We start from the raw sequence: 13,700 nt of genomic DNA on the forward strand, positions 1-13,700 counted from the left end.
TGGATATTTTTTTCATTCTTATTTATTATTTCTATACGATAGTCTAAGGAAAAGGTTTCAATCGGAGTGAAGTTACCTACCTAATTTATTTACTTATAAAATGTCATATGATCTTTATCTTGTCGGTAGTAAGCTAATCGATCTTGTAATGTCCCCGTATGAAACTCAAATTTATGTCCATCTGGATCAGTAAAATATATTGAACGCTTATCTTTTTCGTCCCTTATGCGACCAGATAAGATATTCACTTTTAAGTCTTGTAATCGTTGATAACAACTTTCAAAATCATCTTCATCAATAGAAAACGCAATATGAGTATAAGATTCGGTAATTTCATTACGAGGTATATCTCTTTCTTCATTAAGGGCTATCCACATGCCTTGACAATCAAAATAAGCTGTCGTTCTCCCCTTTACAAGCAATTTAGCTGCAAATACCTTTTCATAAAAAGCAATAGAACGATCTAAATCAGAAACAGAAAATAACATATGGTTCAAACCTTTAATCATACTGGCACTCACCTCATCTTGTTTTCAATAAATTTATATGCATCCTATTCATTATACTGAAGCAGGAGCAAATACTATAGTTAAAAATATATGTGGAGATTCATGTTCATGACTTGCGCTCTTATGAGTGGGGTTGGCAGGTTGTTTTTTCGCAAGTCATGTTTATGGACAAAAGTCAGCGGGAGTGCAAGCCGTATTTACTTTGAACTCCTAATAAAAATGAATGAATAGCTTAACGTTTAGATTTTGAACCTTCTTATATGTAGGCATTTTCATTTCCTTTTTTATTCTCCTCATACTTTGAGTTCTTAGTTTTTAGGAGATTCTACTTAATAACACAAAGAACCGAGCATCTCATTTCAATGCTCGGTTCTCCCTAAATGTTATCTATAGCTATTTGCATTTGTTTTCTTATTTCCTTGATAATTCCTTTTACCTGAAGGTTTACCATCACGGGAGCGATAGGAATTACTTTGTCTTCCTTTCGGGCTATATCCACCTCTAGGACGTTTATTTCTATCGGTTGATCTTCTGTCTCGTTTAGCTGGTAAAGGTTTTTCTTCCGTTAATTTTACTGGAGTCGTGTCCGGTTCTTTGATCATGAGCTTCAACAATGCTTGAACAACCGTTGTTGCGTCATGTTGTTCAAGTAATTGTTGTGCAGATTGTTGATAATATTGAAGATGATTTTCCTCAATGATTTGCTCAACTTTTTCAGCAACAGCTTTCTGTTGCCCCTCTAGTGCTTGATCTAACGTCGGAGCAGCCATTCTTTCCATTTTCTTTTTCGTTGTTTTTTCAACGATACGTAAGTATGATTTCTCACGCGGGTTAATAAATGTCATGGCCATTCCTTCTTTACCCGCACGACCTGTTCGACCAATACGGTGAACATAACTTTCTGGATCTTGTGGTATATCAAAGTTATATACATGTGTAACACCAGAAATATCTAATCCACGAGCTGCTACATCTGTTGCGACAAGGACATCAATCGATCTTTCTTTAAATTTACGAAGGACAGACATACGTTTAGCCTGGCTCAAGTCGCCATGTATTCCTTCTGCATTGTAACCTCTTAAACTTAAGGCTTCAGAAAGTTCATCCACCCTTCTTTTCGTACGTCCGAAAACAATTGCAAGTTCAGGTGATTGAATATCAAGTAGTCTTGTTAACACATCAAATTTAGTTTTCTCTTGTACTTCAATATAATATTGCTCGATGAGTGGTACAGTCATTTCCTTCGCTTTCACTCGAACGATTTGTGGCTCTTTCATAAACCGTTCAGCAATACGTTGAATGGCTGGTGGCATCGTCGCAGAGAAGAGTAGAGTATGCTTCTCTTCTGGGACACTTGATAAGATTTTTTCAATATCATCAATAAAGCCCATATTTAACATTTCATCTGCTTCATCTAAAATTACTTTTTTAACATGATCAAGTTTAATTGTTTTTCGATTAATATGATCAAGAATTCTTCCAGGTGTACCGACAATAATATGAGGGCGATTTTTTAAAGCACGTATTTGGCGATTAATATCTTGACCACCATAAATCGATAACACTCTCGTTCTTTTCCCAAAACCTAATTTGTATAATTCCTCTGACACTTGAATGGCTAATTCTCTAGTCGGTGCGATGACTAAACCTTGAATAAAACCTTCATTATAGTCAATATGGTCAATCATAGGAATACCGAAAGCGGCTGTTTTACCTGTACCTGTTTGTGCTTGTCCAATTAAGTCCTTATTCTGTAAGCTTAAAGGAATCGTCTCTGCTTGAATCGGAGTTGCCTCTTCAAACCCCATTCTTTTAAGAGACTTCATTGTTTCAGGGCTAATACCCAAATCTTGAAACTTAGTCAATGTATTCAATCTCCTTCTGTTCTTTGAAAAATATTTTATTTCATCAAGTAGGCAGGAAATTTCCCCAATGAAAGTTGTTATGATGACAACGATTTAAGAGAAACCCACTATAGAGGAGGATGAGGGAGAATTTATTACCAATGCATTAATTGTGCTATGCTTATTTGTATAAAATATAAATGTATGATGACTTCCGCATCCTAAATCTAACGAACAATTACAAATAGAAATGTTTATTCAGACATGTAATGAAAAAAGACATTCTCCTACCAATGGAGTATGTCCGGGTTTCAATGGAGTTCCTGTTGACACTTTGTTGTATATATTACCATCTCAACGCATGATTTGCAATGCTTTAGCAGGACATAGTATGACAGGAGAGTAAAAATAATCAGATGTTATGAAAGAAATTGAAGCACTTCTTTAAACAGTTTCTCACTTTCATCACAATGACAAATTAGATGTTTTGACCGCTTAATAATCATTTTGTGTTTCTGTTCTGAGGTGATGTGTTTGTAAAGATAATCCGCACTGCGAACAGGAACGATACCATCATCTTCTCCTTGAGCGATGAAAGTTGGCACCTTCACTTCTTTTAAATGCGGACGAACCGTCGCTACTAACTTTTGGAACTGCCTCGCTGCAGCAATCGGAGTGGAGCTGATCTTTTGTTTGTAATGTATAAATAATGGATTTTGCGTTATTCTTGTCCCTTGGAGACTTTCTCTTAATAGCCCTTTAATATCAAGGAAAATTTGTCTTGGATTCAAATAGTAGGCAGCTGCACTTAGTAAAACCAGTTTCGCTACCGGATATTTTACCGCTAATTCACTAGCAATCATGCCTCCCATGGAGAATCCAATAATATAAACTACTTCACATTTTTCTAGTAAGTTTTTTAATTCTTCCTCTGCATGATTGATCCATTTTTGAAAAACAATCCCCTTTAAGGACTGCCTTTCACCATGACCAGGTAATGTAGGAACAACTATTTCCCAATCTGTATGTTCCTTTATATAATTCGCCAATGGGGCGACTTCATAAGGCGCACCTGTAAATCCATGTATGCATAAACATCCAATCATCTTTTTACACCGCCAATGGAAAATTTATCAGGCTTCTTACCAGCTTTTCAAATTTAACATAAGAAAACATCTATTTATTTGTACCCTCAATAAGTTAAATTAAATCCTTACAATGCGAAAAAGAGTTCATTATTATAATATAATTCAATGGATAGAAAAAACCTTATGTTCCATGTGAAACAATAAGGTTTTTTGAATTTTAGTATAGTATTATTGTAATCCCTCAACGACTTCTTCTAACTTCATTCCTCTAGAAGCCTTAACGAGTACAATGGTTTCATCATTGACATGTTTTTTTAGTTCTTCAATTAATGGCGCCTTTTCATCAAAAGCAAATACACGGTCTTCAGACAATACTGCCTTTGCTCCTTTTGCAATAAAATGTCCTAATCGACCATAGGTAAAGACGGCATCGATGTTTTCCGCACAGATGGATAGCCCAATTTCTTCATGAAATCTCTCCTCATCTGCCCCCAATTCCAACATATCACCAAGAATAAGTATTTTCTTCTTATATCCTGGCAAATTCGCTAATAATTCTATTGAAGCTTGCGTTGAAGTAGGGCTCGCATTGTATGCATCATTAATTATTTTCTCGCCATTTTGACCTTGTAGTATTTCCATCCTCATATTTGTCAGTCTCACTTTCACTAATCCTGCTTCCATTTCCGCAAATGACACATTAAAATGTTGTGCAACAATCATAGCTGATAGAGCATTTAAGACATTATGCATACCTAAAATAGGTAAAGTGAATTCTATCTCGCTCGCATTGACCTGAAACTTACTGCCGTTGTCTAATTGTTGGATATTCACAGGATATAGATCATTTTGTTCGGTTCTTCCAAAAGTCTTAACCGTAGCTTGCCCTTCATATGAATCAAAGTAATTCCTTAAAAGGGGTTCATCCCCCATGTATACCATCAATCCATCTGGCTTTAAGCCATTTATAATCTCAAGCTTTGCTTCAGCAATTCCTTCTCTTGAACCTAAATCTTGTAGATGTGATTCGCCGATATTTGTAATAATCGTTGCATCAGGGCGTGCGAGTCTAGTTAGAAAGTCAATTTCTCCTTTCGCACTCATACCCATCTCTAATACAGCTACTTCTGTTGTTTCTTCTAACGCTAAAATGGTAAGCGGAAGACCAATATGATTATTATAATTGCCTTCTGTTTTTTGGACTTTATATTTCACTGCTAAAAGATTCGCCATCATATCTTTTGTTGTCGTTTTACCATTACTACCAGTAATCCCTACCACTTTAATACTTAGCTGATTACGATAGGCTCTTGCAAGCTCTTGTAATGCAGTTAACGTATCTTTAACGATGATAATGGGTAAGTGAGTCGGTGGATTTGGTACATCCTCTTGCCAAAAAGCAGCAGCAGCTCCTTTTTCTATAGCATCCGACACGTACCGATGCCCATCTGTTCGCTCTCCTTTAAAGGGGATAAATAGTTGTCCTGGAGTAATCTCACGAGAATTTATACTTACACCTTGAATTTCTTTGTTACCATATGGTGAAAGATCATTCTCTATTTGAATCATTTCTGCTAAATCATTCAAGGTTCTCTTAATCAACTTTTCCTGCCTCCTTTTTGACAGGTGCACTATGGGGTGCAAAGCCTATCTTTCTATGTAACTGTATCCGTTACAGCTTCACTGTCCCGCCTACAATTACTTTGTGTGCTTAATTTTTTGTTTTTCTTGATGTCTTTCAATTGCTAAGTTAACAAGACGCTCAATAAGGGCTGGATATTCTACACCTGAATGCTTCCAAAGTAATGGGAACATACTGTATGGTGTAAAGCCTGGCATTGTATTCACTTCATTTATATAGACTTTTCCTTCTTTTGTTAAGAAGAAATCCGCTCGAACAAGTCCCGAACAATCTAATGCTTTAAAGGCTTTAATTGCCATCGTTTCTAATTCACTATATTCAGCATTTGTGACATCAGCAGGAATCATTAAGATTGTATTCCCATCTTCATATTTTGCTGTATAATCGTAGAAATTTTTATCTTTCGGAATAATTTCACCGGCAACAGAGCACTCGGGGTGATCATTTCCTACTACACCTAGTTCAATCTCTCTTGCATCTACACCTTGTTCGATAATAATTTTACGGTCGTATTTAAATGCTTCAACGAATGCCTCATGAAGCTCACTACGATTCGTACATTTGCTAATTCCTACACTTGAGCCTAAATTTGCAGGCTTTACAAAGCACGGGTATCCGATCGTATCTTCTACTTGACGATAAGCATCCTCTTCCGCAGCTTCCCATTCCCCTCGAAGGAACCAAACATAATTGACCTGAGTTAATCCAGCTTGAGCAAAGATATTTTTCATAATAACTTTATCCATTCCTGCTGAAGAAGAAAGGACACCATTTCCAACATACGGTAAATTCAGAAGCTCAAGCATTCCTTGAACCGTTCCATCTTCTCCATTTGGACCATGCAATAATGGAAAAATCACATCAAAAGGTCGACTTTCTTCTGACTCGAAAAGAGTTGGTGCTAACGCTAATGGTGAAAGCTGTTGGCCTTCTGAAAAAGATAATTCTTTCACTGTCTCAACAGGCCCAGTAATTTGTTGCCCCTTAATCCATTGACCTTCTTCGGAAATATAAATAGGGTAAATATCAAATTTATTTGTGTTTAATGCTTTAATCACCGCAAGCGCTGTCTGCATAGAAACATGATGTTCAGCAGATTTCCCACCGTACAAAAGTCCGATCTTGATTGTCATCAATAAAACCTCCAATTTTAACAAGTAACTTATATTTATTTTACCACTTTATAAAATAAGAGAGTAAATGTTTCACTAAGATAAATGCCTATAAAAGTATATGTATGTATAACGATGGAAAAAGGAGCTTACTTCAATTAAAAAATAGCCATTTATCTCTTTAAAAAGTTATCTCGTCATTGGAGATTGTCCTCATATCGATTATTAATGGCACTGATATGAACTCATTTCTGGATATAAAGACCTAATTCCCATTATCCCAAAAAGTATCCCCCTATTGATATACCACTATTATACTTTTTTTCACTTACTTCTCTGTTAACATTATGTTACAAAAGCTCTAGTTTTCTATTACAAAAAGATTAATATCTGTAATCATTATCTATATATAATGTATAAACTTCTTTATAACGCTCTTAGGCATCATTCACTAAATAGGCGCAAATGATTGCCAGCCTATTTTACCTTATTTATATATTTTATACTAGCTAAAATAAATGGCAAGATTTATCATAGCATCGTACCATTTCATTAGGTGAATAAAGTCAGTCAAAATACCTACACATTTTCTTCATATACCTAGCCACATTGACTGCTGTGAAAGTAAAAAGAAGCACCCGCACGCCAGTTATTGGCAATGTGCCGTACATGCTTCTTTCACAATCTGAAACTGCTGTGATTCATATGTAAGGATGGTTAAACTTGTACCCTCAATATCTGGTGCGCCGTTCCAAAATTGATGAACTGGCAGCATGCGGCAAATAGAGTAAATGGCCCTCAATGCGACACCATGAGTAACCACTAACACGTTCCCACTTGTCGTTAAAGCTAATTCTGCTAGAAAGTCACGCATGCGATCAATCACATTTTGAAAGCTTTCACCATATGGGTTGTCATATTCATGAGGGTGTTGCCAATATTGCGCAAATAACAAAGGGTCGTGCGCCCAAATTTCCCCTTCAGTTTTCCCTTGCCACTCACCAAGCATTATCTCCATCAATCGCTCATCTTTGACAACCGCTTCCCCACCTGTAATGATTTGTGCCGTTTCTAATGCTCGACCACTAGGAGAGGAGAACACCTTTGTAAATTTAGTTTGCGCTAACCTTTGCCCAAGTTTTAAGGCATCTTGCTTTCCTTTGTTAGTTAAAGGAGAATTTAATCGACCTTGCATTCTCTTCTCTATATTCCATTCCGTTTCTCCATGCCTTGTAAAAAAAACAGTTAAACTCATGCCTTCACCTTTACAGGATAAAAATAGCCAGTAGCCATTTCTTTTATTTTCTCTTCATTTTCAGGTAAATAACTAATAATGAAGCAGGTTGCAGGCCCTGAAGAAGTAAGTAAGTCTAATTCACAAGTGAGATCAGTTAGGGTAAAGACACGATCCTTAAATAATTGGTTTAACTCAGCTAATATTCCTTTAGAACCAACAGGCATGACTGTCACTTTTTCCATATTTGCGAGTTGTGAACAAAGCGCTAGCGGAGCTATATGGAGCGCATCATTAATGACCGCTTCTCCTACTAATGGTTTACCGATAACCGCTAACCGATTTTCTTTGTTAAACTCAATCGCATGAATATCTTTACTCGCATTTATTTTTCCCATAACAGATACGGCTGTTGCAGATTGCTTGAGCTCAAAATTACTTTCTGTACTTCCTGTTATAGGTAATTCTGTCATGTCTAGTTCCAGCAAACCCTTTTCAATTCCTGTCACTAATGATCGCCACACTTGATCTCCAGAAAAATTTTGCAAAATAATCGCTAAGGGCGTTGCACCTATAGCTATACATTCCATCATCGATACCCTTAAAGCATAATAAGCCACAACCTCATATGAAACCTTAATATGATCATCATGCTTTAATCCGATACCGCCACTATTATCACTTGCTATGACAAGTGATTCTTCCTTGTTATATGGAATCACTAGTACATCTCTCATTTGGCATTTCCCATAGATGTTTTTACTGGTTGAATGACTTTTGCCAATCTTGGAATAAGGATAAGTGCAATAGCTACGTTAAAAATAGAACCTACTAAAAGCGACGGAACGAGTGCCAAATAAAACGCTTCTCCCATAATAAAGAGAAATGGAAGTGGGGCTGCAAACGAGTTACCAAGGACAAAGAGAATAGAAGCGACCCACCTATGTCCATTGCGGTAAAATACAGCAAATATAAAACTTAGAATGGCCATCTCAATCGCTACTACCAAATGAAACGGCCCCATCGGCAACCCACCTAATAATGCTGACAATAAATGACCTGTACCTCCAACGATTGCCCCAGCCGGCCCTCCTAATAAGGCACTAGCGAGCAACGCGGGAAATGAATCTAGTGCCACACTAGTAACAATCCCAGCTGGAATCTTAATTGCTGCACCAATCACCGATAGGGCAACAAAAACACTTAGCCATGTTATTTTTATTCCTTTTAAAAGACCCATCAGTTATTCCCCTTTTCTTTTACCCCCACGGAACACTTTCGCACTACGTACATATTCTACATCCGGATTCCCTAAGCGAAAGTTGATGACGCGGGCTAATGCAAAAAAGTAATCAGACAAACGATTTAAAAACATAACAGCTACATCTGGAACCGTATCATCTGTTTTCTTAAGTGATACGACTAATCTTTCTGCCCTTCTTGTGACGGTTCTCGCAATGTGAATAGAAGCAGATGCCTTGGCACCACCTGGTAAGATGAAACGCTCTAATGCTGGTGCTTCTGCAATAAACTCATCAATTCTCTCTTCTAAATAATCAATTGACTCTTGTTTTAGCTTCAGCTCACGTTTCTTTGTTACGTTTGCTAAGTCTCCACCACAATCAAAAAGTTCATGTTGTATCTTCTCTAAATCATCCAAGACGTCTGCGAATTTTGCTTGATCCAACTCCGTAACAGCCTGACCGACAAAACAATTGACTTCATCAACTGTACCATAGGCTTCAACACGTATATCGTCCTTTTCTACTCTGCCGCCAATAATGCTCGTTTTTCCTTTATCTCCTGTTCTCGTATAAATTTTCATCTAATCGCCCACTCCCTTATTTAATTTTCTGAGCTATTCCATACCAAATAATATCCATTTGCGATGCCTGTTTGGCAATTTGTTGATACACTCGTCCGCAAACATCTCGTAAAAGTCGATCTTTTTCATCTACTGGTACAATCCCTTTGGTTATATCCGTACCAATGATGATGACTTTACGTGTACGTTCGTTGTTTTCCCATGCTGCAAAGTCAATGAGGAATTGCTGGATTCTTTGTTGTATCTCCTCTTCTCGACTGTAAGTTAAGACATCCTTTACCCAATATTCTATTCCTTCCCAGACAATTACACCATCCATTTCTGTAAAATTGTCTACATCAGGTGGCGGTGAACTATGATAGGCGGAATACCAGGAGTTACTTGCTCGGTGAATACCATATTGTTTTGCTACCCATTCTCCCTTTCCGTTATAGGCTCCTCCTGTAACAAAGTGCATATAATCTCCCCACCTTTCCATTTAACATCGATTTGGTAGCCCCCATTATAAGGAATCTCCCAGTCCCAAAACGCTTTTTTATTTTTTACTTTCGTATGTAAGATATGGCGGATTACTCCACCGTGCGTGACAATCGCCATTGTTGAAATGGATTTCTCCAACGCTTCTGCTACTAACGAGTCCCATGCGCGATTAAGTCGTTGACTAAATTCACTATAACTCTCACCATTAGGGGGTGACAATGTTTGCCAATGATCCAACCACTTTCGATACGATTGATGGTTCTTTAATTGCTCATACGTGCAACCTTCCCATTCACCAAAGTTCATTTCTCTCCATTCTCTCATCAAAACTAGCGGTTCATTAGGGAATAATTTCTTACTCGTTTCTATACATCTACCTAAATCACTTATGACGATGATATCGCAAGGTGGTACTATCGGGACGATAGATTGCGCCGAAACAAGCGGAGAATCACTCCAACCTAGATAGACTTTCTTCCTATTGGCCTCTGTCATCCCATGACGAAATAATGTAATAACCAAAGAACCATCCATAAACTCCATTCCACTCCTTCCACACATGCACCAATCACATCGCCTGTTGTGCCTCCAAACCAACTTACGCTTTTTCGTTTCATAATTATAAATAAGCCTAACGAAATGATGAACATGCAAGTAAACCCGAATAAAAGGGAAGGAAAAAAGAAAAACAGCCATATAACAACTAGTAAAATATATACACCATAGATAACAACACTTCTCGATGTAGCTGCATCCTGAAACATGTAACCTAACCCGCTATTTTTAGCTGTCTTCACCTTCATTAGCATCATGCCCATGACCATACGACTAAAAAAAGGAATACAAGCAATAAAAAAGAATACAGATGCGCTTTCTAATTTAATCGCGATTTCATAAATAAAAAATAGTTTCGTACTTAATAAGAGAATGACCGACAGCACACCAAAAGCACCAACTCTTGGATCCTTCATCACTTCTAATCGCTTTTGTCGATCACCATAGGAAAAGTATGCATCACTTGCATCCATCCAGCCGTCTAAATGAATCCCACCTGTGACAACGATGAATGTCACCCAAAGAATAATGGCAGCTGTTAATGGCGAGAAAGGAGAAATCATTAATAACAAATAAAATATAAACGCATAGATGACCCCTTGTATCATACCTAACAATGGAAAGGTTTTAATCGCGCCATTTAAATGCTTTTTATCCATCGGTAATTGGATAGGAATCGGAATGGCAGTGAAGAATTGTAGATTCATTAATACTCCTTTTAGCCATATTTTCATAAGATGCGATCCTCTATACCGATGATTTCTTTAAGAAGGTCAAAGTCAACATTTGCTTTGAAGTGTGCTGCCAGTTCTGCATACTTTTGGTCCTTCTTGGTACGGATATAAACCGGATCTCTTAAAGGCAAACCTTTATCTGCACGAATCTGATTTAACCATTGTGCACGCCATTCGTCGTGATGAAAAACATGATGCATATATGTACCGATAATCTTTCCATCGTTACTTGTATAACCATCATAATGACCATCAGCTTTTTTCATAAAATAGTGCCTATCATGATTCTCTACTACTGTTTCGCCTAAATGGATTTCATACCCTTTTAATGATTGTACAAATGATCCTTTTAACTTGGGGTGAAGCGTTCCTTCCACTTGAATGGTTGTTTTTTCAGTGATAAAAGTGGTGATAGCAGGAATCACGCCGAGGCCATTTATTTCCTTCCCTTCGATGCCGGTATCCGCACCATAAGGGTCGGCTAATCGCCTGCCTAACATTTGAAAACCACCGCAAATTCCGATTACTCTTCCGCCATTTTCTATATAATGCTTTAACCATTTATCGAGCGTTCTATCACAGAAATATTGCCAATCATCAATCGTGCTTTTCGTTCCTGGTAAAATAACAGCATCAGGCATGCCCATTTCATCAATTCGATTAACCCAGCGGAAAGACACATCACCTTCATGTAAAAACGGATCTATATCGGTAAAATTTGAAAGATACGGTGGTTTAAATATAGCAATGTCTATTGGGTTATTCTTTTTAGAAACTTGTATAGATAAGGAATCCTCTGCATCAATCATATGATGATGGATATATGGCATCACTCCGATAACTGGAATACCACAGTGATCTTCAATCCACTTCTTACCGTCCGCAAACAGAGACAGATCTCCTCTAAATTTATTAATAATAACCCCTTTTACTCGACTTCTTTCGTTTTCTTCTAGTAATGATAACGTCCCTACGATACTTGCAAACACACCGCCTCTATCGATATCAGCTACTAACAACACAGGCACATCCGCCATTTCAGCCACTTTCATATTGACTAGTTCACGAGTCTTTAAGTTCATTTCTACAGGAGAGCCGGCACCTTCCATCACAATCACATCATAAGTATTTTCTAGTTTATGAAGTGCTTTCGTAATCGCCTCAAGCCCCTTTTCATAGAAAGATGTTCTATAGTCACGACCAGACTGAATCGCCCCAGCTTTCCCAAACAAAACTACCTCAGAAGTCGAGTCTGACGTTGGTTTTAAGAGAATTGGATTCATATAGACTGTAGCTTCTATTCTCGCAGCTTCTGCCTGTACCCCTTGTGCTCGTCCAATTTCTTTGCCATCTTCCGTTACATAAGAATTATTAGACATATTTTGTGACTTAAACGGGGCAACACGCACACCTTCTTCTACTAAAGCACGACATATAGCTGTGGCAATTATACTTTTCCCTACATCAGAGGCTGTTCCAACGACCATTATGCCTTTCATATTGGTTCTCCTCCTTTCATCTGAATAAGACAACCAGCATCTACTAGATAAGCTTCATCTGCAAGCGCTACTATTTTTTGATGGAGTCGCCCTAGCATCTTTCCATACACACGAACAAGTGGTTCATCACTTATCACGTCATGGAATATGTCGTTACTTACGAGAATTAACGTATCAACTTTACTCGAAAGTTCTGTGATTCCTTGGACAAGCTTTTCATAAATTTGTTGCTGAAATTCGTAATTAGACCAGCGATTTTCATAAAAAAATTCATTATTAAGGAGAGTGGTTATGCAATCTAGAAGAATAATATCATTTGAAGAAAAGTGGGTAGCAAGTTGATGAACTTTTCTTGGTTGTTCCCATGTCATCCACTGTTTGCCACTTTCTTGCCTCTGCTTTTGATGATGCTTAATGCGCAACATCATTTCTTTATCGCTTGGTTGAGCTGTCGCTATGTAATGTAATTGCTTCCCATGGTAGTGTGCCAAATCAATTGCTAACCTCTCAGCAAGCTGACTCTTACCACTTCTTACCCCTCCGCTTATAAAGATGATTCGCGCCATTGCTTTAATGCCTCCATCAATCGAATGTTTTCATCCGGTGATTTTATTGCTAGTCTAAGCCAATTCCCTTCCAATCCGGGAAAATTGTATGTATGCCTTGGGATCAGTCCCTTTTTTAATAAAAAGAGAAAAAGACGCTTGCTTTCTTTGGAAAACGAATCTTTCATTAAGTAAAAATTAGTGGATGAATCTGAATAAAGGTAATCATTATGTGCTAAAAAGGAAAAGATTTTCTTCCGTTCTATCTTCATCAACTCACGTGTTTTCTGCTGAAAGTCGTTATCCTCTATACACAGTAATCCTATTTCCTGCGCCACACTATTGACACTCCAATGCGGTTGTATCGTCCTTAAATCGCTTATAAACTGTTCACTCGCGAGCACATACCCTAAGCGAATCCCAGGAATGGCAAACATTTTAGTCATAGAGCGAATAATAACTAATTGATTGTACTCGTGTAATAATGATGAAATTGGTTCATATCCATCTACAAAATCATAAAAAGCTTCATCCACTATGAGGTAAACACCTAAACATTCAGCGGCTTCAATCAAACGTTTGATTGAAGCTTTTGAGAAGTATTTACCCGTAGGATTATTCGGGTTCGTCAAA

The 13,700-nt window shown here is 37.6% G+C and carries 15 protein-coding genes; all 15 read right to left on the reverse strand.

From position 1 onward, the window contains the following. Window positions 1-89: 89 nt before the first annotated feature. Window positions 90-509, reverse strand: a complete 420-nt coding sequence (fosM, locus tag H9655_RS10010) for a FosM family fosfomycin resistance protein (protein WP_191813514.1) — start codon at window positions 507-509, stop codon at window positions 90-92. A 383-nt stretch (window positions 510-892) separates the two neighbouring features. Continuing rightward, a complete protein-coding gene (locus H9655_RS10015; protein WP_225230554.1) occupies window positions 893-2,374 on the reverse strand; it encodes a DEAD/DEAH box helicase in 1,482 nt (493 codons plus the stop codon). A 398-nt stretch (window positions 2,375-2,772) separates the two neighbouring features. Then, window positions 2,773-3,459 (reverse strand): alpha/beta hydrolase, encoded by a 687-nt coding sequence (locus H9655_RS10020; protein ID WP_191813516.1) that lies wholly within the window; start codon window positions 3,457-3,459, stop codon window positions 2,773-2,775. A gap of 210 nt (window positions 3,460-3,669) precedes the next feature. Further along, window positions 3,670-5,043 (reverse strand): UDP-N-acetylmuramoyl-tripeptide--D-alanyl-D-alanine ligase, encoded by a 1,374-nt coding sequence (locus H9655_RS10025; RefSeq protein ID WP_191813518.1) that lies wholly within the window; start codon window positions 5,041-5,043, stop codon window positions 3,670-3,672. A gap of 96 nt (window positions 5,044-5,139) precedes the next feature. Next, entirely contained in the window at window positions 5,140-6,216 is a 1,077-nt protein-coding gene (locus tag H9655_RS10030) for a D-alanine--D-alanine ligase (RefSeq protein WP_191813520.1), read from the reverse strand. Window positions 6,217-6,844: 628 nt separating this feature from the next. Next, on the reverse strand, window positions 6,845-7,450 hold the full coding sequence (locus H9655_RS10035; RefSeq protein WP_191813522.1) for a histidine phosphatase family protein: 606 nt from the start codon (window positions 7,448-7,450) through the stop codon (window positions 6,845-6,847). After that, a complete protein-coding gene (locus H9655_RS10040; RefSeq protein WP_191813524.1) occupies window positions 7,447-8,166 on the reverse strand; it encodes an ATP-binding protein in 720 nt (239 codons plus the stop codon). Before H9655_RS10040 ends, H9655_RS10035 begins: the two co-directional genes overlap by 4 nt. After that, the gene (locus H9655_RS10045) at window positions 8,163-8,669 is read right to left on the reverse strand and encodes an ECF transporter S component (RefSeq protein WP_191813527.1); all 507 of its coding nucleotides are present in this window, start codon (window positions 8,667-8,669) and stop codon (window positions 8,163-8,165) included. The genes H9655_RS10040 and H9655_RS10045 overlap by 4 nt, the downstream gene beginning before the upstream one ends. A gap of 3 nt (window positions 8,670-8,672) precedes the next feature. Continuing rightward, window positions 8,673-9,254, reverse strand: coding sequence for a cob(I)yrinic acid a,c-diamide adenosyltransferase (locus H9655_RS10050; protein WP_191813529.1), 582 nt, complete (start codon window positions 9,252-9,254; stop codon window positions 8,673-8,675). 16 nt (window positions 9,255-9,270) lie between these two features. Further along, window positions 9,271-9,711, reverse strand: coding sequence for a bifunctional adenosylcobinamide kinase/adenosylcobinamide-phosphate guanylyltransferase (locus H9655_RS10055; protein WP_191813531.1), 441 nt, complete (start codon window positions 9,709-9,711; stop codon window positions 9,271-9,273). Then, window positions 9,663-10,268, reverse strand: coding sequence for a histidine phosphatase family protein (locus H9655_RS10060; RefSeq protein ID WP_191813533.1), 606 nt, complete (start codon window positions 10,266-10,268; stop codon window positions 9,663-9,665). The genes H9655_RS10055 and H9655_RS10060 overlap by 49 nt, the downstream gene beginning before the upstream one ends. Beyond that, a complete protein-coding gene (cobS, locus tag H9655_RS10065; protein WP_191813535.1) occupies window positions 10,226-11,023 on the reverse strand; it encodes an adenosylcobinamide-GDP ribazoletransferase in 798 nt (265 codons plus the stop codon). The genes H9655_RS10060 and cobS overlap by 43 nt, the downstream gene beginning before the upstream one ends. Then, window positions 11,020-12,522: a cobyric acid synthase gene (locus tag H9655_RS10070; protein ID WP_191813537.1), complete on the reverse strand. Its 1,503-nt coding sequence runs from the start codon at window positions 12,520-12,522 to the stop codon at window positions 11,020-11,022. Before H9655_RS10070 ends, cobS begins: the two co-directional genes overlap by 4 nt. Next, a complete protein-coding gene (locus H9655_RS10075; protein WP_191813539.1) occupies window positions 12,519-13,088 on the reverse strand; it encodes a bifunctional adenosylcobinamide kinase/adenosylcobinamide-phosphate guanylyltransferase in 570 nt (189 codons plus the stop codon). The genes H9655_RS10070 and H9655_RS10075 overlap by 4 nt, the downstream gene beginning before the upstream one ends. Continuing rightward, the gene (locus H9655_RS22705) at window positions 13,067-13,699 is read right to left on the reverse strand and encodes an aminotransferase class I/II-fold pyridoxal phosphate-dependent enzyme (RefSeq protein WP_191813541.1); all 633 of its coding nucleotides are present in this window, start codon (window positions 13,697-13,699) and stop codon (window positions 13,067-13,069) included. The genes H9655_RS10075 and H9655_RS22705 overlap by 22 nt, the downstream gene beginning before the upstream one ends. Between the last annotated feature and the right edge of the window lies 1 nt (window position 13,700).

Source organism: Cytobacillus stercorigallinarum (assembly GCF_014836495.1).
Taxonomy (GTDB): Bacteria; Bacillota; Bacilli; order Bacillales; family Cytobacillaceae; genus Cytobacillus; species Cytobacillus stercorigallinarum.